Origin of the sequence: Chryseobacterium cucumeris, from assembly GCF_001593385.1 — a bacterium.
Classification (GTDB): Bacteria; Bacteroidota; Bacteroidia; order Flavobacteriales; family Weeksellaceae; genus Chryseobacterium; species Chryseobacterium cucumeris.
Genome location: NZ_LUVZ01000045.1, coordinates 152,546 through 171,760 on the forward strand (window position 1 = coordinate 152,546; position 19,215 = coordinate 171,760).

19 protein-coding genes and 1 pseudogene are annotated in these 19,215 nt (G+C 37.5%); 6 read left to right on the forward strand and 14 right to left on the reverse strand.

What is annotated here, in order from left to right; genetic code table 11:
- The first annotated feature begins 52 nt into the window (after nt 1–52).
- The 3 genes from A1704_RS21410 to A1704_RS21420 are packed head-to-tail and all read left to right on the forward strand — an operon-like array spanning nt 53 to nt 2,215.
- The gene (locus A1704_RS21410) at nt 53–805 is read left to right on the forward strand and encodes an MlaE family ABC transporter permease (RefSeq protein ID WP_062676038.1); all 753 of its coding nucleotides are present in this window, start codon (nt 53–55) and stop codon (nt 803–805) included.
- Nucleotides 805–1,620, forward strand: coding sequence for an ABC transporter ATP-binding protein (locus tag A1704_RS21415; protein ID WP_062676039.1), 816 nt, complete (start codon nt 805–807; stop codon nt 1,618–1,620). The genes A1704_RS21410 and A1704_RS21415 overlap by 1 nt, the downstream gene beginning before the upstream one ends.
- The gene (locus tag A1704_RS21420; RefSeq protein ID WP_062676040.1) at nt 1,604–2,215 is read left to right on the forward strand and encodes an outer membrane beta-barrel protein; all 612 of its coding nucleotides are present in this window, start codon (nt 1,604–1,606) and stop codon (nt 2,213–2,215) included. The genes A1704_RS21415 and A1704_RS21420 overlap by 17 nt, the downstream gene beginning before the upstream one ends.
- Before the next feature lie 36 nt (nt 2,216–2,251).
- Here A1704_RS21420 and A1704_RS21425 read toward each other — a convergent pair whose 3' ends face one another.
- Nucleotides 2,252–2,563: a hypothetical protein gene (locus A1704_RS21425; RefSeq protein WP_062676041.1), complete on the reverse strand. Its 312-nt coding sequence runs from the start codon at nt 2,561–2,563 to the stop codon at nt 2,252–2,254.
- Between the two features lie 86 nt (nt 2,564–2,649).
- Entirely contained in the window at nt 2,650–3,456 is an 807-nt protein-coding gene (locus tag A1704_RS21430; RefSeq protein WP_062676042.1) for a M48 family metallopeptidase, read from the reverse strand.
- Nucleotides 3,457–3,561: 105 nt separating this feature from the next.
- On the opposite strand from A1704_RS21430, the gene A1704_RS21435 reads away from it, so the two are divergent.
- The gene (locus A1704_RS21435) at nt 3,562–4,110 is read left to right on the forward strand and encodes a DUF4251 domain-containing protein (protein WP_062676043.1); all 549 of its coding nucleotides are present in this window, start codon (nt 3,562–3,564) and stop codon (nt 4,108–4,110) included.
- Here A1704_RS21435 and meaB read toward each other — a convergent pair.
- Complete coding sequence (gene meaB, locus A1704_RS21440) at nt 4,107–5,099, reverse strand: methylmalonyl Co-A mutase-associated GTPase MeaB (RefSeq protein WP_062676124.1); 993 nt, start codon at nt 5,097–5,099, stop codon at nt 4,107–4,109. The two genes, A1704_RS21435 and meaB, sit on opposite strands and share 4 nt — an antisense overlap.
- A 198-nt stretch (nt 5,100–5,297) precedes the next feature.
- Between meaB and A1704_RS21445 the strand changes: the two genes are divergently transcribed.
- A complete protein-coding gene (locus A1704_RS21445; protein WP_062676044.1) occupies nt 5,298–5,591 on the forward strand; it encodes a c-type cytochrome in 294 nt (97 codons plus the stop codon).
- Between the two features lie 21 nt (nt 5,592–5,612).
- Nucleotides 5,613–5,900, forward strand: coding sequence for a c-type cytochrome (locus A1704_RS21450; protein WP_034692685.1), 288 nt, complete (start codon nt 5,613–5,615; stop codon nt 5,898–5,900).
- 153 nt (nt 5,901–6,053) lie between these two features.
- Here A1704_RS21450 and A1704_RS21455 read toward each other — a convergent pair whose 3' ends face one another.
- From A1704_RS21455 to A1704_RS21505, 11 genes and pseudogenes are all read right to left on the reverse strand, one after another.
- Nucleotides 6,054–6,560, reverse strand: coding sequence for a tetratricopeptide repeat protein (locus A1704_RS21455; protein WP_062676045.1), 507 nt, complete (start codon nt 6,558–6,560; stop codon nt 6,054–6,056).
- A complete protein-coding gene (prfH, locus tag A1704_RS21460) occupies nt 6,547–7,245 on the reverse strand; it encodes a peptide chain release factor H (protein WP_062676046.1) in 699 nt (232 codons plus the stop codon). Before prfH ends, A1704_RS21455 begins: the two co-directional genes overlap by 14 nt.
- Nucleotides 7,246–7,248: 3 nt before the next feature.
- Entirely contained in the window at nt 7,249–7,794 is a 546-nt protein-coding gene (locus A1704_RS21465) for a hypothetical protein (RefSeq protein ID WP_062676047.1), read from the reverse strand.
- 75 nt (nt 7,795–7,869) lie between these two features.
- On the reverse strand, nt 7,870–9,261 hold the full coding sequence (locus A1704_RS21470; RefSeq protein WP_062676048.1) for an RtcB family protein: 1,392 nt from the start codon (nt 9,259–9,261) through the stop codon (nt 7,870–7,872).
- Nucleotides 9,262–9,288: 27 nt separating this feature from the next.
- Nucleotides 9,289–10,023, reverse strand: a complete 735-nt coding sequence (locus A1704_RS21475; protein WP_062676049.1) for a hypothetical protein — start codon at nt 10,021–10,023, stop codon at nt 9,289–9,291.
- Nucleotides 10,024–10,432: 409 nt separating this feature from the next.
- A pseudogene (locus A1704_RS25100) lies at nt 10,433–11,415 on the reverse strand (M28 family peptidase).
- A gap of 42 nt (nt 11,416–11,457) precedes the next feature.
- Nucleotides 11,458–13,578: a methylmalonyl-CoA mutase gene (gene scpA, locus A1704_RS21485; protein WP_062676050.1), complete on the reverse strand. Its 2,121-nt coding sequence runs from the start codon at nt 13,576–13,578 to the stop codon at nt 11,458–11,460.
- 138 nt (nt 13,579–13,716) lie between these two features.
- Nucleotides 13,717–15,819, reverse strand: a complete 2,103-nt coding sequence (locus A1704_RS21490) for a prolyl oligopeptidase family serine peptidase (protein ID WP_062676051.1) — start codon at nt 15,817–15,819, stop codon at nt 13,717–13,719.
- 96 nt (nt 15,820–15,915) lie between these two features.
- Complete coding sequence (locus A1704_RS21495; protein ID WP_062676052.1) at nt 15,916–16,593, reverse strand: hypothetical protein; 678 nt, start codon at nt 16,591–16,593, stop codon at nt 15,916–15,918.
- A gap of 72 nt (nt 16,594–16,665) precedes the next feature.
- On the reverse strand, nt 16,666–17,751 hold the full coding sequence (gene prfA, locus A1704_RS21500; RefSeq protein WP_062676053.1) for a peptide chain release factor 1: 1,086 nt from the start codon (nt 17,749–17,751) through the stop codon (nt 16,666–16,668).
- Between the two features lie 154 nt (nt 17,752–17,905).
- Nucleotides 17,906–19,210 (reverse strand): APC family permease, encoded by a 1,305-nt coding sequence (locus A1704_RS21505; protein ID WP_062676054.1) that lies wholly within the window; start codon nt 19,208–19,210, stop codon nt 17,906–17,908.
- Between the last annotated feature and the right edge of the window lie 5 nt (nt 19,211–19,215).

Consider the following 19,215-nt stretch of genomic DNA (forward strand, 5'->3'; position numbering starts at 1 on the left):
GGTCTTATTCTTGACCCTAGCCCAATTAAATAAAAAAGTCTAATTTAGCAGTATGTTAAAAAAGTTTTTCACAGCGATAGGGGAATACATTATCCTCTTGGGAAAATCCCTGCAGAAACCTCAGAAAATGAGAGTATTCTGGAAGCTGTTCATGAGAGAAATTAATGATTTGGGAGTAAATTCTTTCGGGCTTGTCGTCTTCACATCAATCTTTGTGGGGGCTGTAGTTGCTATTCAGATGTTCAACAACTTTGACGCCTCTTCCTTTCCTATTCCTCCATCATTTGTAGGATACGCTACAAAAGCAGTATTGGTATTGGAATTTGCACCTACCATCATCAGCCTTATTCTGGCCGGTAAAGTAGGATCATATATTGCTTCCAGTATTGGAACGATGAGGGTTTCAGAGCAAATTGATGCATTGGATATTATGGGAGTAAATTCACCCAACTTCCTCATATTTCCGAAAATTATCGCTTGTATGATTTTTAATCCTCTGCTTATTGCCATCAGTATTGTATTTGGTATTCTCGGAGGATATATTGCAGGAATTTTAACAGGCAACTGGACAGAAAACGACTATATTGTTGGTATTCAAATGTATATGCCTAATTTATTCATTTATTATGCATTTACCAAAACCACTGTTTTCGCTTTTATCATTGCAACAGTACCTTCCTACTTCGGATATAATGTAAAAGGAGGATCTTTGGAAGTAGGTAGAGCCAGTACACAGGCCGTAGTATGGACAATGGTGTTCATTATTATCTCTGAATTAATTTTAACCCAATTAATATTAAGCTAATGATTGAGGTAAAAGATCTTAAGAAAAGTTTTGATGATGTTGAAGTGCTTAAGGGAATTTCAACTTCATTTGATAAAGGAAAAGTAAACTTAATCATTGGGCAGAGTGGTTCCGGGAAAACCGTTTTTCTAAAAAGTTTATTGAATGTTTATATGCCTTCATCAGGAGAAATCCTGTTTGATGGGAAAGATATTAATACGATGACCAGAGATGAAAAACAACATCTCCGTTCAGAAATCGGAACCGTATTCCAGGGAAGTGCATTATTTGATTCTTTAACTGTTGAAGAAAACATTATGTTTCCTCTTGACATGTTTACCAATCTTACCTACAGAGAAAAAAAGAAAAGGGTTTTTGAAGTAATAGGGAGAGTACACCTTGATAAAGCTGAAAAGAAATATCCTTCTGAAATTTCAGGGGGAATGCAGAAAAGGGTTGCTATTGCGAGAGCAATTGTAAACAATCCCAAATATTTGTTCTGTGATGAACCCAATTCGGGACTTGATCCCTATACTTCAAAAGTAATAGATGATCTTCTTTACGAGATCACAAAGGAATACAACACCACAACCATTGTCAATACCCACGATATGAACTCTGTAATGACGATTGGCGAGAAAATTGTATACCTAAGACTTGGAATCAAAGAATGGGAAGGCAACAAAGACATTCTGATTACTGCAGGCAATAAAAATCTGATTGACTTCGTTTATTCTTCAGAACTGTTTAAAGAGCTGAGAGAATATTTACTAGAGAATAATAAAACGATTGAAACGACAAATACAAAAATAGACGATAATGAAAAAGGTACTTAGTATAGCGTTATTAGGGTTTTCAATGTGGGCATCTGCACAGATTTCACTGGCAGGTAAAGCCAACTTAATTTTTCCGACAGGCTCTCCTTCATGGTCCAATATTAAAGGAACAGTGAATGATGCGATTGAGGGAACAGGTAAAAATAATGTAGGTTTCAATGTTGGGCTTTCATTAAAAGTAGGTCTTCCTACTTCCTTGTTTGTGATGCCGGAAATCTATTACACTCACTTCAAAAATGAGTTTACTACAGAGAACACTACTTTTGATGTAAAAAGCAACCGTATCGATGTTCCGGTTCTTTTAGGATATAATCTTTTAGGGAATATGCTGGGCGTTTTTGTAGGACCTGTAGGAAGTTTTAACTTAAATAAAGACAATACTTACAATGATTTCAAAGAAAATGCTAAAAATGACTTTACAGTAGGATACCAGTTCGGTGCGCAGCTTGAAATCAAAAAGCTTATTGTAAATGCCAGATATGAGGGCGCTTTCAGCAAAGACGAAAGAAATTTCATCAACAAAGTTTCCGGTTCGGAAATCAGATATGATAACAGACCTAATTTGTTTATGGTAGGTTTAGGATATAAATTCTAATGAATTATTGAAAATAACAACTTTAAACCCTCAAATTTAAATTTGAGGGTTTTTATTTTGTGCTTCAAGTTCAGCCTGGCGTTTTGCAATTTCTGCAGCTTGTTTTTCAAGCTCTTCTTTGTCTTTCTGCAGCTGTTTGAATTCTTTTTTCTTCTGTTCCGCTTTTATAGCGCTTCCTTTACTTACATAGCCTACCATTCCTCCAATGATAAGCCCGATCCCGATTCCCGCCATGATTCCCATAATGTGAGAAATTTTTATTTGCTCTACGGCAAAATCGGTTGTTAAATAGAAAAGTAATGCAGAAACAGCTAAAAGGATAAGTCCGGTAATTGATAAACTCTTCATAATATTGTGTTTAGGTGGTTACATAAAAAAGCCTTACCAAATTTACTAAAAATTTAATAAGGCCTTACTCAAGATTAAAATTCTAATTATAATTTTCCTCCCGCAGCCTTATAATATTCTAAAGCTTTCGGAAGATCTTTGTTGATATCTGAAATTCTTGTTTCCGGATTCGGGTGGGTAGATAAGAACTCAGGCTGTCTTGCTCCTGTAGATGCGGCTTCCATTCTGTTCCAGAAAGGAATGGCTGCTCTTGGATCATATCCTGCCATAGACATCAGGTAAAGCCCCATTTCATCTGCCTCAGATTCCTGACCTCTTCCGTATTTCAATAAAGCAACCTGTGAACCGATAGGGTAAACCTTCTGGAAAACACTTGCCCATTGTGAATTTGAGATTGTTCCTCCCAGGATTGCCCCTCCATACTGAGCAACCATTGCCTGAGAAATTCTTTCGTTTCCATGGCCTGCCAGCGCGTGAGAAACTTCATGTCCCATTACAACTGCAAGTCCGTTATCGTCTTTTGTTACCGGTAATATTCCCGTATAGACTGCAACTTTTCCACCAGGCATACACCAGGCGTTCAGCTCATTGCTCTGCAAAAGATTAAATTCCCAGCTGTAGCTTGCAAGATCTGCTGATCTTCCAATACTCTGATAATATCTTTCTGCCGCATTTTTAATTCTGTTTCCTACATTTACCACTCTCTTTGCATCTGCCGTACCGGTAATCACTTTACCTTTAGACAATGTCGTTCTATATTCCTGTGAAGACATTGTTAAAATTTCCGAATTGTTGGCCAGCTGTAAAGAAGACCTTCCCGTAATCGGGTTTGTAGTACAGGCAACAGCCGACAGAGCAATAGCTCCCATTCCTAATAGATGTGTAACTTTCATAGTTTGAGTGTTAATAATTCAACCTTAACAATTTTTATTCCAAAATATTTCAGAAACAATATATTTGCATACATTTTGCTGTTTAAATTTAATAATTATATCATTATGAAAAAGTATATTTCTTTACTGATGATTTTTGGATTCCTGTTCTTATTTCAGAGCTGTGCTTCACAAGGTTCATTAGATCCGAAAACAGTGGACACTTTGGTGAATTCCCAGGAATTTACGTTCTATGCACAAAGAGCCAATCCTACGAATTATGATGTTATTAATGTCATGAATTCAATGCCTAATGCCACAGCAACAAGAATGTTGAATCTGAATGGAGATTATACCATTGATGTCAGTAAAAATACACTGGATGTAGTGTTGCCTTATTTTGGAAGGATGTTCAATCCAACTTTTGGAAGTGCCAGTGATAACAGCTACCGATTTACTTCAAAAGATTTTACGGTAACTAAAACTCAGAATAAAAATGGAACCTGGACTTTTAAGTTCAAACCTAAAGATGTAAGAAACGTAGACGAAGTTAATATTGAAGTATTTAAAAACGGAAAAGCTTTCGTTTCTATGAGAAGTAGTGACAGACAGCCCATTACTTATGATGGATACATTTCTAAAACTGAGGTAAAACAGGACAAAGAGAAACTTTAATCCCTGTTTTCGTTCAATAAAAATTTTTCAACAAATAATTTTGCTTCAGTACTTGGATTGGAAACCATGGCTGAAGCATTTTTTTTGTGCATATGATAAGCTTCCTCCACAGCATTACTTTTTTTCATCAGGGATAAAATATATTCCTGAACCCAATATTCAAATCGTTTTTCAGCCTGCTGAACACGGATTTCTTCAAAACGGCCGCTTTTCTTTTTCAGATCAATAAATTCGAATATTGTATCATAGACTTCCTGTAATCCTTGATTATGAAGTGCAGAGCCTAGTAAAACAGGAATCTTCCATCCTTTTTCTTTAGGTGGAATAAAGTCCAAAGCTCTTTTTAATTCAAGCCTTGTATTTTTCGCTTTCTGAAGATTGTCCTGATCTACTTTATTGATAAAAATAAGATCTACCATTTCCATGATCCCTCGTTTTATTCCCTGAAGTTCATCTCCTCCCCCAATGATTTTAAGGAATAAGAAAACATCGGTAATATCGGCCACCAGAACTTCTGATTGCCCTACTCCTACAGTTTCAATTAAAATATAGTCATAGCCTGCAGCTTCGCAGATCATCATGGTTTCAAAAGTAGTATTGGCTACTCCTCCCAGAAATCCTGAACTAGGAGAAGGACGAATGAATGCATTTTCTTCTTTGGCCAATTCTTCCATTCTGGTTTTATCCCCCAGAATACTTCCTTTGTTGATGGCCGAACTGGGATCAATAGCCAAAACGGCAACCTTTTTTCCTTGAGCAATCACCAAACGTCCAAAGTTTTCTATAAAAGTAGATTTTCCTGCTCCGGGAACACCCGTTACTCCTACCCTCACAGAGTTTCCGGTAAGAGGCATAATTTTCTTCAAAAGCTCTTCTGCCTGGGCTCTGTGCTCTGCTTTCTTACTTTCAACCAATGTAATAGCTTTTGCAATCAGGCGTTTGTTTCCTGACTGTATTCCCTCTATTAGCTCTTCTGTAGAAAATTTCATTAATTCAAAATTAATAATTAAAATGTGAATGGTCAATACCTGGATCATAATGATCACACAAAAGACACAAATTGGCTTTATTTGGAATTATCAATTTTTTATGAATTTAGTTTTTATTTCTTCTAAATTAAAACTAGAATATCCTGTATCAACGGCTTCAGGAATTTATTACATTTGTTTTATATCAAAAGAAGAAACATGAAAAAACTCATCGCTGCGGCTTCGTTTACGGCTATTTTGCTTGTATCCTGTACGCCGAAAGCTTCTACGTCCGCTACTACTGCAGGAACCTCTACCTCTACTGCAGAACAGATTGCTCAGGGGAAAACTATTTTTGAAAACTCTTGCGGAAGATGTCATAAATTGCCAGATCCTGCTTCACACAACCCTGTGCAATGGGTAGGAATCATGAATTCTATGGCTCCAAAGGCAAAATTGACGGATGAACAGCATCAATGGGTTTATGATTATATTGTTTCTGTAAAGAAGTAATCATCAAAAAAATATTAGGATATGAAAAAATTCATTTTAACAGGTATTGCAGCATCGGCATTTCTGGTATCCTGCGGACCGAAAAGTGTGGCTGTTACCGGGCCAAAGTACACCTCATCTGAGCAGTTGGCGCAAGGAAAAACCATTTTTGAAAATTCCTGTGCAAAATGCCATAAGCTTCCGGAGCCAACCAAGCATGACAACCAGGGATGGATCAATACTTTAAGCAGAATGGCTCCGAAGGCCAAGCTTACTGATGACCAACATCAAATGGTGTATGATTATCTGATCTCCGTGAATAAAAAATAAGACTACCTCAAAATTGTCATTCTGAACGAAATGTAATGGAGAATCTCACGCTTATGGTTATCAATAAGATTCTTCATTCGTCAGAATGACAGAAGTCAAATGATTTGACTTTTGAAGTAGTCGTACTGTTTTTATTATAAATCAAAAAAAAGATTATTCGGCCTTTTTTACGGTTCTTGTCCTGGTTACTTTTCCTTTAACCAGTTTTTCTCTGTCTTCAATAATTTCGAGTGCTGCACGGTTGTAAGCAAATTTTTTAGCTTCTTTAAGTGTTGCCAAAGCCTGTTTGTAATCAAAGCTTCTCTCCTGAAGAAGAGAAAGACAGGTCAGGATTTCTGATTTATCAATTCCTTTTAGTTTCAAAGCAAATTCAATCAGTTTTTCTGCTTCTCTATAATCTTCATTACTCAAAAGACATTCAATATAATATTTGGGAGTATTAATATTCCCAATATTACTCTGCATGGCTTCATCAAAGTATTTTTTGGCAGTTTCATAATCCTTTAATTCTTCTGAATATATTCTTCCCATGAGACAAAGACTGTCCGCATCTTCCGGTTCGTAGGATAAAGCATAATTCAGCGCATCCATACATTCAGAAAGATTGAATGGGAAGTAGTCTAATGCTTCAAAATAATATTTACTTTTAGTTAACGTCATTTCTGTAGTTTTTTAATTCATTTTTCAAGGCATTTCTTCGTTTCTTAAATGTCTTGTCTTCGTAATTCTTTTTAAAATCTGTCCCTGAGAATGTACGAACCGGATTTCCGCGCTCTACCTGCATCTGCATCGACCAGGTTTCTTTCAGTTTTCTTTCCAGTTGTTGTATATAAACTGCCATCACCTTTTCTTTGAGTCTGATCACAGACCGTTTTTTATTCTCCAGCTGTGAACGGGAATCCTGTACAAAAACAGTTTCGTTGGTAGAAATATGGGTGGCACGTACAGCGGTATTCACCTTGTTTACGTTTTGTCCTCCACTTCCCTGGCTTCTTACAGTCTGAAACCGGATATCTTTTTCATGGAAATCAGTCATTTTTACATTTTCCAGTTCAAAAATTCCGATAAACCAATTGCTTCTTTTATGGAGCTTCCTGAATGTACTTTTCCCTATCCAGCAAACACTTCCCAGCCAGCTTTTTAAAAACAAGCTTAGGTCTTTTCCTTTCAAAAGCAGGGTTACTGATTTTAATGTCAGGTTTTCATCTCCATTTTCACGATGAATGATTTCGTATTCTATTGTATTGTGTTTTGCCTCTTCAAGAAAGGCCTTCAGAACCCTGGCTACTACCCACTGGCATTCTAAAGGGCCTCTTCCCGAAGTGATCTGTATTAATTTTTCCATTTTTTATGTTGGCATTTTGCTTAATAAAGGGTTTCCAACCGGATTTATTCCCTTTTGTAATAGTTCTTTTGCGGCCATCACTGCCCAGCATTTGTCACTGGAGTGAATATTTCTGTAAAAAGAAAGTAAAATATCAGGCCTCACAACGGTAAAACCATTGGTTTCTACTGTCTCTAGATCATCTCTTTCAAAGAAGTCTATGGTAATTCTGTAAAGTTTTTCATTTTTCAGTTCAACTGTTTTTTCATACCTGCGAAAGTTTTCGTCACTCGGCAGATGGTCATATCGTGTCCAGACTTTCTGGAATCCTTCCTGCTGAAGAATGATAACTACTTCTGCTACATTTTCTTTTTTTACAAAAACATCAATATCCTTGTGGTCATGGGCATGCTTGTATTCTGTATGTCCTGTTTCTGACATAAAATGCCATGCCCAACCCCCTGATATAATGACTTTATCTTTTAATTTATCTAAAATTCCGAGTCCTGACTGAATTCTGAATTCCGGCCAGACTTCACCGTATCGTTTTATGTTATGTGGTGCTCCCATTTTTTGTTTTTCAATATTTTCTGATTAAACCTTACAGGTTTTTGAAACCTGTAAGGTTATAAAGTATGAGGCGCATTATTTGTCCATTCTCACAATTCTCGGCTGGAATGTTCCCAGAATATCTACCAGCTCACACTGTGCATTCATCACTTCATTGATGTCTTTGTAGGCCATTGGTGCTTCTTCTGCATTTCCGCCCATCAATGTGACATTTTTAAGTTTCAGCTCTTTTTTGATATCATGCTGAGTGAAAAGGCTTCTGCATTCTCCTCGTGAGTGAGCTCTTCCTGCACCGTGTGATGCTGAATTCAGGGATTCAGGATTTCCCTTACCGCGAACGATGAACCCTTTTGCGGTCATAGATCCCGGAATTATTCCCAATTCATTCTCATTGGCAGGTGTTGCACCTTTTCGATGAACGATTACTTCTTTACCGTTATGGATTTCTTTCCAGGCAAAGTTGTGATGATTTTCAATTCTGGCTTTCACTCTTCCACCAACTGCTTTTACAAGCCTTCTGTGAATATCATCATGACAGGCTGAAGCATAATCTCCGGCAAGGTTCATTGCCGTCCAGTATTCCAATCCAAGATGGGTACTCAAATCCAGCCATGCAAAGTTTTGTGCTTCTTTTGGTAACGGACATTGTTCTGTCGCCATTCTTGAATAATATTGTGCTATTTCTGCCCCCAGGCCTCTTGAGCCACTGTGAGAAAGTATTCCCAGATATTTTCCTTTTGGGAGACCAATTTGTTCGTCCTCTTCAGTGATTTCCACTTCCCCGAATTCTACGAAGTGATTTCCTCCGCCTGAGGATCCCATCTGTTTGATGGCTTTTCCCTTTAATCTTCTTAAGATCGGGATCATATCGAATGTATCTCTGTCGAAAATCTCATGATCTATGTGAGATTTATGCGTTTCATACATTCCGAATTTTGTATGCTCAGCAAGCGCTTTTTCATATTTATCTCTTGCTCCTTCAAGATATGAAACCGGTGTATCCAAAATACTAAGGCTCATTCTGCAACCAATATCCATCCCTACTCCGTAAGGAATTATTGCATTTTCCACTGCCAGAACTCCTCCTATGGGAAGTCCGTACCCGCTGTGGGCATCCGGCATTAATGCTCCCTGAGTAGAAACAGGCAGTTTCAAAGCTGTGTACAACTGATTTTTTGCCTCTTCTGAGATATTGTTACCAAAAATCTGAAACGAAGCACGTTGTGAATTCAGCATTCTTTTTTCAGTTTTTTTGGATGAAAGCAAAGTTTCTGCAATTTGTCCGAAAGTCAGATCTTTTTCAAATTCTTCCGGATTCAGCAGGATCTCCTTTAAAATAGCTTTTACATGATGAATATTCTTCGTTGCAAAATTTCTTTTCATGACTTCCAATGCTACGTTGACGCTTTGGTTATTTGGATAGCCCAGTTTTAATATATCTTTTCCTTTTAGTTTTAAATTTCCCATTGTTTTTGTTTTAAATAACAGTTGGACCTATAAGTCCTGTAAGCTTTCTGCAATCTCTGTTGCAGACATTGTGCAGGTAACATATTTCCTGCTTTTGATAAGTTCTCTTTGATACCTTTCTTTCCATGGATTCGACTTACATAAAATAGTCTTGTGAATAATCCCTATTACCTTATGCTGTCCCAAATAGGAATCCAGCGCCGCATATTCTTTTTCCAGCTCCAGATCCAAGGGTTTGTAATGAGTAATCATGTTGGGTTTTACTCTCAGAGTAAATCTCCATGGTTCAGTAAATTTGTAGTAGGTTCCGAATATTTTACGGACAGGACAATAGTCATCCTTCTTTTCAAAGTATTGTCTTTCTCTGTCGGTAAGTTCCCATTTTGGATAATTCCAGGAAAATGAAGTAATATACCTGAGCTTCTGTTCTCTTTCTACATATATCTTTCTTCCTAATTTTCTTTTCTTTTTTAGAAATTTTCGGTTATCAGAATACATATAGGTATTTATCTTCTTTAAAATTCCTTCGAAAAAATCTCCGTCCTTGGATTGTTTTACATCATCCCTTACGACAAAGAATCTTACAAATCCTTTTTGATAAGGTTTATCTAATGGTATCAACGGAAGATTTCTTCTTATTTTCCAGAGCTCTCTACTACGTTTGTATTTTGTTCTTATCTGCTTTTCTACATCTTTTCTAATTGTTCTTTTTCTGCTTCTTACGCTTCTCAGGCGGAAATGCAGAAGGTTATCATTTTCCATTGTGAACAGAAGCCTGATGTGAGATTATAGAAACTTAATTATTTTTTATCTCACACAACTTTTAATCAACTAAAATACTAGTTGAATGGATTAATAATAGACTTAATAGTTCTGAGGAATGACCTCCTCCTATTTTGCCCTTAATGACACTAAAAAAAGATTTCGGGGAAACTTGAAGTTTGAAATATTGCGCAATAAAAAACCCGAAATCTCTACGACTTCGGGTTCTGATATTTCATTGTACTGTTATTCTAAGAATGTACCAAACCGCGAAGCCTTACCACCATAAGTGGCAATCCAACTGTAGAATTCTGATTAGCTCTGAACATTGCTTCGTTGTTTTTTATTGGTTAAACTTGATTTTCACGTGCAAATATATACATTTTTCTGAAAATCATAATATTTTTTTTCACTTCAGGTGAATAATACTGAGAAAAATGGCATCAATTACCTTTGTCATCCGTTTTGTATCCAGTGTTTTCAAAGTATCCGTAGTTTGGTGATAATTTTTATTTCTGAAGAAAGAAGTATCGGTGATCATGAGGGCAGGGATATCAAAATTCCAATAGTTCAAATGGTCGGAATAGTCTATTCCTGCAATGAATTTGGGAGCAGAGAACGTCTCTGTTTTGATCTGCTTTGAGCCTTTAAAATTTTTAATAAAGCTTTTTACAAATGGGCCTGCTCCAGTCATCTTTTTAGCCAACATAATAAAATTTCCTTGATCACCATATATCCAGGAAAGAATACCTATAGGAAAACCCTGAGAACCTTTTTCGTCTCGGAAATAACCTATCATTTCTACACTGGCCATTCCATAGACATCAATTTTGTTGTCTTTTAAGTATTTTGCATGAATATAGCTTCCCATATTTTCGGTTCTGAAATAAGGCGGCTCTTCCAGCGTGTAAGCAACCAAATCTACTCTGTACTTCAGCTTCTGTCCTTTCAACATTCTAGCGAGCTCCAATAGGCAGTAACTCCGGTGGCATTATCGTCTGCTCCCTGCTGATCTCCACAAACGTCGTAATGTGCTCCAATAATGATCCGTTTGGTATTTTCTGTTCCAAAAGAAGTAATAACGTTTTTGTAAATTTTCCCGTCTACTTTATATTCCTGAAAAGCGGTACTGTCTCCATAAGGAGCAAACGTCTGATGAATATAATCTGCGATATGACTCAGCTGGTCAATATTTTTATGATTTCTAAATTGCGCTGTTTGGGTAAGTGCTGTCAAATGTTCCTTAACCAAAGCAGTATCTGCAACGGTTTTTGAGCTTTGTATGGATTTATTTTTTCCTGAAGCTAAAAGGAAAGCACCGGCGATAATAAATAAGCCTACGAGAAGAAACAGCTTTTTCCTCGTAGGCTTTATTATATTTTTCAGATTCATAGGTTATGTTTTAATTTCAGTACAGAAATTAAGTTTTTCTATTTATTTTTCTAAAAATCTTTCTAAAATTTCCACTGCACATTTCGGAAGATTGGTGCCGGGCCCGAAAATAAAGTCAGCACCATTGGCATAAAGGAATTCATAATCCTGTTGCGGAATCACTCCTCCTACAACGATGGTAATATCGTCTGCTCCCAGTTTAGATAATTCTTCCACTACCTGCGGAACTAATGTTTTGTGTCCTGCAGCCAATGAAGAAACTCCCAAAATGTGAATATCATTTTCTACCGCTTGCTTAGCCACTTCTTCCGGCGTCTGAAACAATGGAGCAACGTCTACGTCAAATCCCATATCGGCAAATGCTGTAGCTACTACTTTCGCGCCTCTATCGTGTCCATCCTGCCCCATTTTAGCGACCATTAGCCTTGGGCGGCGTCCTTCTTCTTCTTCAAATTTCTGAGTCAGATTAAGGGCTTTTTCAAAGTATTCGTTTTTACCGGCATTCATTGCGTATACACCAGAGATTGTTTTAATATTTGCTTTATATCTTCCAAAAGTTTCTTCCATGGCATCACTCATTTCGCCGAGGGTTACTCTTCTTCTTGCGGCTTCGATACATAGAGCCAGAAGGTTTCCTTTTCCTGTTTTCGCACTTTCGCGGATGTCATTCAGGATTTGCCCAACAGCTTCTGTATTTCTTTCTGCTTTGATCGTATTTAACCTTTCAATTTGTTTTCTGCGAACTTCAGTATTGTCAATATCTAAAATTTCTATCTGATCCTGCTTCAATGAGGATTTGAATGAATTGACTCCGATAATGAATTCCTCACCACTATCGATCTTAGCCTGTTTTTTTGCTGCGGCTTCTTCAATTCTCATTTTTGGAATTCCGGCTTCAATGGCTTTGGTCATTCCTCCTTCCTGCTCTACCTCATCAATATACCTCATTGCTTCCTCAATCATTTGCTGAGTAAGGCTTTCTACAAGGTTACTTCCTCCCATCGGATCTACGACATCACATATTCCGCTTTCCTGCTGAAGAATGATCTGTGTATTTCTTGCAATTTTTGCCGAATAATCTGTAGGAAGGGCGATAGCTTCATCCAGTGCATTGGTATGGAGAGACTGCGTTCCTCCTAATGCTGAAGACAACGCTTCAATCGCTGTCCTTGTAATATTATTGAAAGGCTCCTGCTCCGTTAAAGACCATCCTGAAGTTTGTGAATGGGTTCTTAATGCCAGAGATTTTGGATTCTGTGGATTAAACTGTTTCAAAAGGGTTGCCCAGATATATCTTGCGGCACGCATTTTCGCAATTTCCATGAAATGATTCATTCCGATTGCCCAGAAGAAGGATAACCGTGGGGCGAAATCGTCTACGTTCATTCCTGCTTTTATTCCTGTTCTTACATATTCAAGACCATCTGCCAATGTATAAGCCATTTCAAGTACAGGCGTTGCACCAGCTTCCTGCATATGGTATCCGGAAATGGAAATGGAATTGAATTTGGGAATATTTTGCGAAGTATATTCAAAAATATCTGCGATAATCTTCATGGAAGGTGCTGGCGGATAGATATAAGTATTTCTTACCATGAATTCTTTCAAAATATCATTCTGAATAGTTCCGGAAAGTAACTCCTGTTTTACTCCCTGCTCTTCTGCCGCTACGATGTAGAATGACAAAATAGGAAGTACAGCTCCGTTCATGGTCATTGAAACTGAAATCTGATCTAATGGAATTTCATTGAAAAGGATTTTCATATCCTCCACAGAGTCGATGGCAACTCCTGCTTTTCCTACATCTCCCACCACTCTTGAATGGTCAGAATCATATCCCCTGTGCGTTGCAAGGTCAAATGCTACGGAAAGTCCTTTCTGACCTGCCGCAAGGTTTCTTCTGTAGAAAGCATTGGATTCTTCAGCGGTGGAAAATCCGGCATACTGACGAATTGTCCATGGCTTCTGAACATACATGGTGGAATACGGCCCTCTCAGATAGGGAGCAATTCCTGGAGAAGTCTGCGTTAATGATTCATCTTTTACATCTTTTTTTTCATAGGATGATTTGAGTTCAAGGCCGTCTTTTTCAAAATTGTAAATCTCTTTTTCCTGAGGTAATACACTAAAATCCGGTTTTTTCACAGAAATTGTCTTTCGCATTCCAATTATTTTTGTCCCCGTAAAGTTAATTTTTTTGAACGAAACATGAAACTTCTGTTAATATTCTGTTTTTCTTTCATTTAGCAAAAGAAAAAGGCCAAACAAATGTCCGGCCTTTCTTATAGGTATAAATTTAAGTTATTTCTTTATCCCCATCTCAAATAAAGCAAATGATATAAGATCTGCATTTTCACTGATCACCTGATCCGTTGATCTTCCAGCTCCGTGACCTGCATTCTTTTCAATTCTTAAAAGAATTGGGTTTTTACATGCTTGTTTTTCCTGAAGTTCTGCTCCAAATTTGAATGAATGTGCCGGAACTACTCTGTCATCATGATCACTGGTAATGATCATTGTAGATGGATAGCAAGTTCCTGCTTTTACATTATGTACAGGAGAATATGATTTCAGATATTCGAACATTTCCTTACTGTCTTCTGCAGTACCGTAATCGTAAGACCACCCTGCTCCTGCTGTAAATTTATTATACCTCAACATATCCAACACTCCTACTCCCGGGAAGGCTACTCTCGCAAGGTCCGGCCTCATTGTCATTGTTGCTCCTACTAATAATCCTCCGTTTGATCTTCCGGAAAGGGCCATGTATTCTTTTGAAGTATAACCTTTACTTTGAAGGTATTCTCCGGCAGCGATAAAGTCTTCAAAAACATTTTTCTTCTGCTGTTTTGTTCCTGCATCATGCCATTTCTTACCATATTCTCCTCCTCCACGGATGTTTGGAACAGCGTATATACCACCATTTTCCATCCAGATAGCGTTGACTACAGAGAATGACGGCTGAAGGCTGATGTTGAAACCTCCATAAGAGTAAAGAATAGTAGGATTTTTACCGTCCAGTTTAGTTCCTTTCTTATAATTAATCATCATAGGAACCTTTGTACCATCTTTTGAAGTATAGAATACCTGTTCCGAAACATAATCATCCGGATTAAACTTCACTTTAGGTTTTTGATAGACTTCAGACTTTCCGGAATCTACATTGAATTTATAAGTCGTTCCCGGTGTAATATAATTGCTGAAAGAGAAGTAAACATCTTTCTCTTTTTCTTTTCCTCCGAATCCTGAGATATTTCCTTTACCCGGAAGAGTAATTTCTCTCACCAATTTTCCGGTTTTATCAAACTGTTTTACCTGGTCTATCGCATCAATCATGTAGGTTGCAAAGAAATATCCTCCCCCTGAAGAGATTCCCAATACGTTTTCAGTTTGTGGAATTACGTCTTTCCATGTTGCAGGAGCCGGATTAGCAATGGTAGTTTTTACAAGACGCATATTCGGAGCATCTTTATCTGTAAAAATGAAAAGATCATCACCTTGTGTATCTACGATGCTGGCATTAATGTCAAACCCGTTCATAATCTGCACAAAATCTCCGCCTTTTTGAAGGTCTTTTATGTACAGTTCATTACCATTCGTGGCATTAGCAGCAGAAATGATAAGATATCTCTGATCTTCAGAAACTCCGGCACTAAGATATCTTCTTGGGGTCTTATCTCCTCCGAAAATCAATTTATCTTCAGACTGTTTTGTTCCCAGTTTATGAAAGTATACTTTGTGCTTATCCGTCATCCCGGAAAGTACTGTTCCTTCTTTAGGTTTGTCATAGCTTGAATAATAGAAGCCTTCGTCTCCCTGCCATGAAATTCCACTGAATTTTACATCCAGTAAAGTTTCATCAATCTGTTTTTTAGTCACAGCATCGATGATGATGATCTTATTCCAATCGCTTCCTCCTTCGGAAATAGAATAAGCTGCAAGGTTTCCTTTCTTATTGAATGAAAGATTGGAAAGAGATGTCGTTCCTTTTTCTGAAAATTTATTAGGATCTAAAAATACTTCTGTAGCATTGGTCTTGTTGTTGGTTCTGTACAAAACAGATTGCGCCTGCAGACCATCGTTTTTATAATAATAGGTATAATCTCCTTCTTTGAAAGGTGCAGAAATTTTTTCATAGTTCCAGATTTCCTTCAACTGATTTTTAATTTTATCCCTGAACGGAATCTTAGAAAGGTAATTCTGGCTGTAAGCAACTTCTTCATCCACCCATTTTTTTGTAGGTTCAGAGTCATTCTCCAGATCTCTGAAAGGATCAGAAACGGCAGTTCCAAAATAGGTATCTGTCTGGTTTCCTTTTAATGCTTTAGGATAATTCATTTTCTGAGAATAAAAAGATGCTGAAAACAATACTCCAGCGGTTAACAATATAGGCTTAAAATTCATACTGATCGGTTTTTCTCAAAAATACGCAAAGTATGTGAAATAAAAAAAGTCCCGTTGTATTGGGACTTTTCTATTCTTTATGATGGTACTTTTAGACTATTCATTAGCTCCGAAACTTTCAAAATAGAAATCGGTAAGATTGGAAACAATTTCATCCGGACTTCCGTTCCAATAATATATTTTGTCTCCTACTTTCATTTCGTAAAGATTAAAACTCTGATCAGCTGTTACTGTTTTATCAGCATTCTTGAAATCCTGAGCTGCTTGAACCAGATATTTTTTCAGTTCTTCTGCTTTTATTTTACTCAGATCGCCTTTTGGTCCGGAAGTTAATTTCGAGGGAACCAGAAAGCTTACGGAATAACTTATTTCTGCAATTTTTTCGTCCTTAACATATTCATTCGGGACAACTTTTACATTTTTAACAGTCAGTTTTCCTGTTTTAAAATTCCCAAACATCGCGATAAAATACTCTTCCGCCTCTTTTTTGCATGTTGAAGCCGTAGCTTTTGGGAAAGCAGCCAGAAAATTCTCAACGCTGCCATTTATCATTTCTTTTGAAGTTTCCTTAAAATCTACCTGATACGCATTCTGACCTTCTACAGTAGGTCTTAGATAATCGTTAAGTTTGTTCAAAGCTGTTTCATCATTATTCACAAAAGTTCCGAAAAAGAGTTCAAAGGCTTCTTTGGGTTTCTTCACTTCTGTCTGAGCCATCAGCTGCTGTCCCATCACGGAAAGCAATAGCAGGAAAATAATTTTGTAGTTTTTCATAGTTTAAATTGTATTTAGTATGTAAAAAAGCCTCTGAAAAATCAGAGGCTGTGTTTTATTTTATTTCGATTTTTAGTAATTTTCTTCTTCCCCTTTCATCTTTTCTGCATTTTCTGCCATGATTACGGCATCAATCATTTCAGAAATATCGCCATTCATGTAAGCATCAAGGTTGTACATAGACTTGTTGATTCTATGGTCTGTAACTCTACCTTGCGGATAATTGTACGTTTTAATTTTTGCAGAACGGTCACCGGTAGAAACCATGGATTTACGCTGTGCTGCAATATCTCCCTGTACTTTCTGTAATTCGATATCGTATAATTTTGTTCTCAGCATTTCCATCGCCAGCTCACGGTTAGCCAGCTGAGAACGAGCCTGCTGACAAACCACAACAAGTCCTGAAGGCTTGTGGGTAAGCTGAACTTTCGTTTCAACCTTGTTTACATTCTGACCTCCAGCACCTCCTGAACGGGAAGTCTGCATTTCAATATCTGCAGGATTCAGTTCAAAATCTACTTCTTCAGCTTCCGGAAGAACTGCAACCGTAATGGCAGAAGTGTGTACTCTTCCCTGAGATTCTGTCTCAGGTACACGTTGTACACGATGAACTCCGGATTCAAACTTCATGATTCCGTAAACACCTTCTCCTTCCACTTTCATGATCAATTCCTTGTATCCTTTCGCTGCTTCGTTAGAATCTGTAACTTCATGTCTCCATCCTTTTGTTTTGAAATACATGGTATACATTCTGTAGATATCTTCCACAAAAATAGCGGCTTCATCACCTCCGGTTCCGGCACGTAGTTCCACGATAACGTTTTTGTCATCTGCAGGATCTTTAGGAATCAGCAATACTTTCAGCTCTTCTTCCAATCCGGGAAGTTTAGCCTGAGCTTCCAGTTTTTCTTCTTTAGCCAGATCTACCAGATCTCTGTCTGAACCATCTGCAATGATTTCTTCAGATTCTGCGATACTATCCAGAGCCCCTTTGTACTGATCGTAAACTCTTACAATTTTTCCCAAATCACTATATTCTTTGTTCAAAGAAGAATATCTTTTTTGGTCTGAAATGACATCAGGCTGTATAATAAGGTCTGCAACCTCATTATATCTTTGTTTTATAGCTTCTAATTTTGGAATTAATGATTTAGACATTGTAGAAATTTTGTGGGTGCAAAGATAAGGATTATTAATTCAAAATTAAAATTCCAAATCATCATAAATTTTTGAGAGCATTAGGGATAAAGGATGCAAAACCACAAAAAGGTAGATTTGCCAATCTGTTTATTCCCTTTCTGAATCATCAAAACTAAGTTTGATATCCTTTAGAAAGTCTTCTGTCTATCAGATATAAAATAATTCCTACAGCGATAATTCCCAATCCTATCAAGCTTTCCTTAGGATTATGAATGAATGTAAAATAGAGGATATAGATACTGAACAAAAGAAAAACTGCCGGAAAAATATGGAAAGCATTCGACTTAAAGATTTTTCTGTCTTTTTTCTTCAGAAAGAAAACCGTCGAAATCGCAAGACTGGCAAAAAGCTGTAGTATAAAAGCTGTATAAACAAAAATTTCTTTAAAGCTTCCCGTTAAAATAATAATAGCAGCAATCACAGCATGGGCAAAGATAGCTCTTACCGGAATTCCTTTTGCATTTCCAGATGACAATGGTTTCCAGATGTGGGTATGTTTTGCAAAAGCCTGTGTCAGTCTTGAGCCAACCCACAAGTATCCGCTTATGGTTGCAATCAGCTGCAGGGCTATAAAAATATTAACAATTTTTCCAAAAGCCGGACCCAACATATTGACTGCTGCTTCGCCCATCACATCTTCTTTTCCTGCCAGCTGATTTACAGGAGCGTGTTTCAGCATAATATAATTCACCAGAATATAGCTTACCGTCACAAAAACAGTTCCTATAATCAATGATTTAGGAAGGTTTTTCTGTACATCCTTTATTTCTCCCGCAATATAGGAAGCTGAATTCCAGCCTGTGTATGAATAGGTCACAAATACCAGAGAGGTTGCAAAGGCAGGAAGCATGATCTCATTCTGCCAGCTGTCACTGAAATTAAGGCTGTTGCCGATCTGGGGTGAATTTGAAATTCCTACTCCAAGAATAACCAGTACAATAATAAAAGCGATTTTAATGAATGTAAAAAAGTTGTGAAACCTGCTGGATGTTTTCAGGCTGAATGATAATGCAATTGCCACCAGGAATATCGCGGCTATGGCAAATCCGTTTCCGAAGCTATAATCAAATACAGAAAGGTATTTTGACATAGCCAAAGCAGCCAGCGCTACGGGAGAGGAAAATCCTATGATGAGCGAAATCCAGCTTATGAGATATCCGAAAATCGGATGATAGGTTTCTTTAAGATAAATAAAATCGCCTCCGTTTCCTTTAAAATGGGAGCCCAATTCTGCGTAGCAAAAAGCTCCGAACAATGCGAGAACTCCTCCGATGCTCCATAGCAGGAAAATACTGTAGGTGTTGGTAATATCGGAAAGCTGAAATCCCAAGGTGGTAAAAATCCCTGTTCCGATCATATTGGAAACGACGATGGCTGCGGCTGTTTTCCAGCCAATCTGATGTGAGGAAGTACTCATTTAAT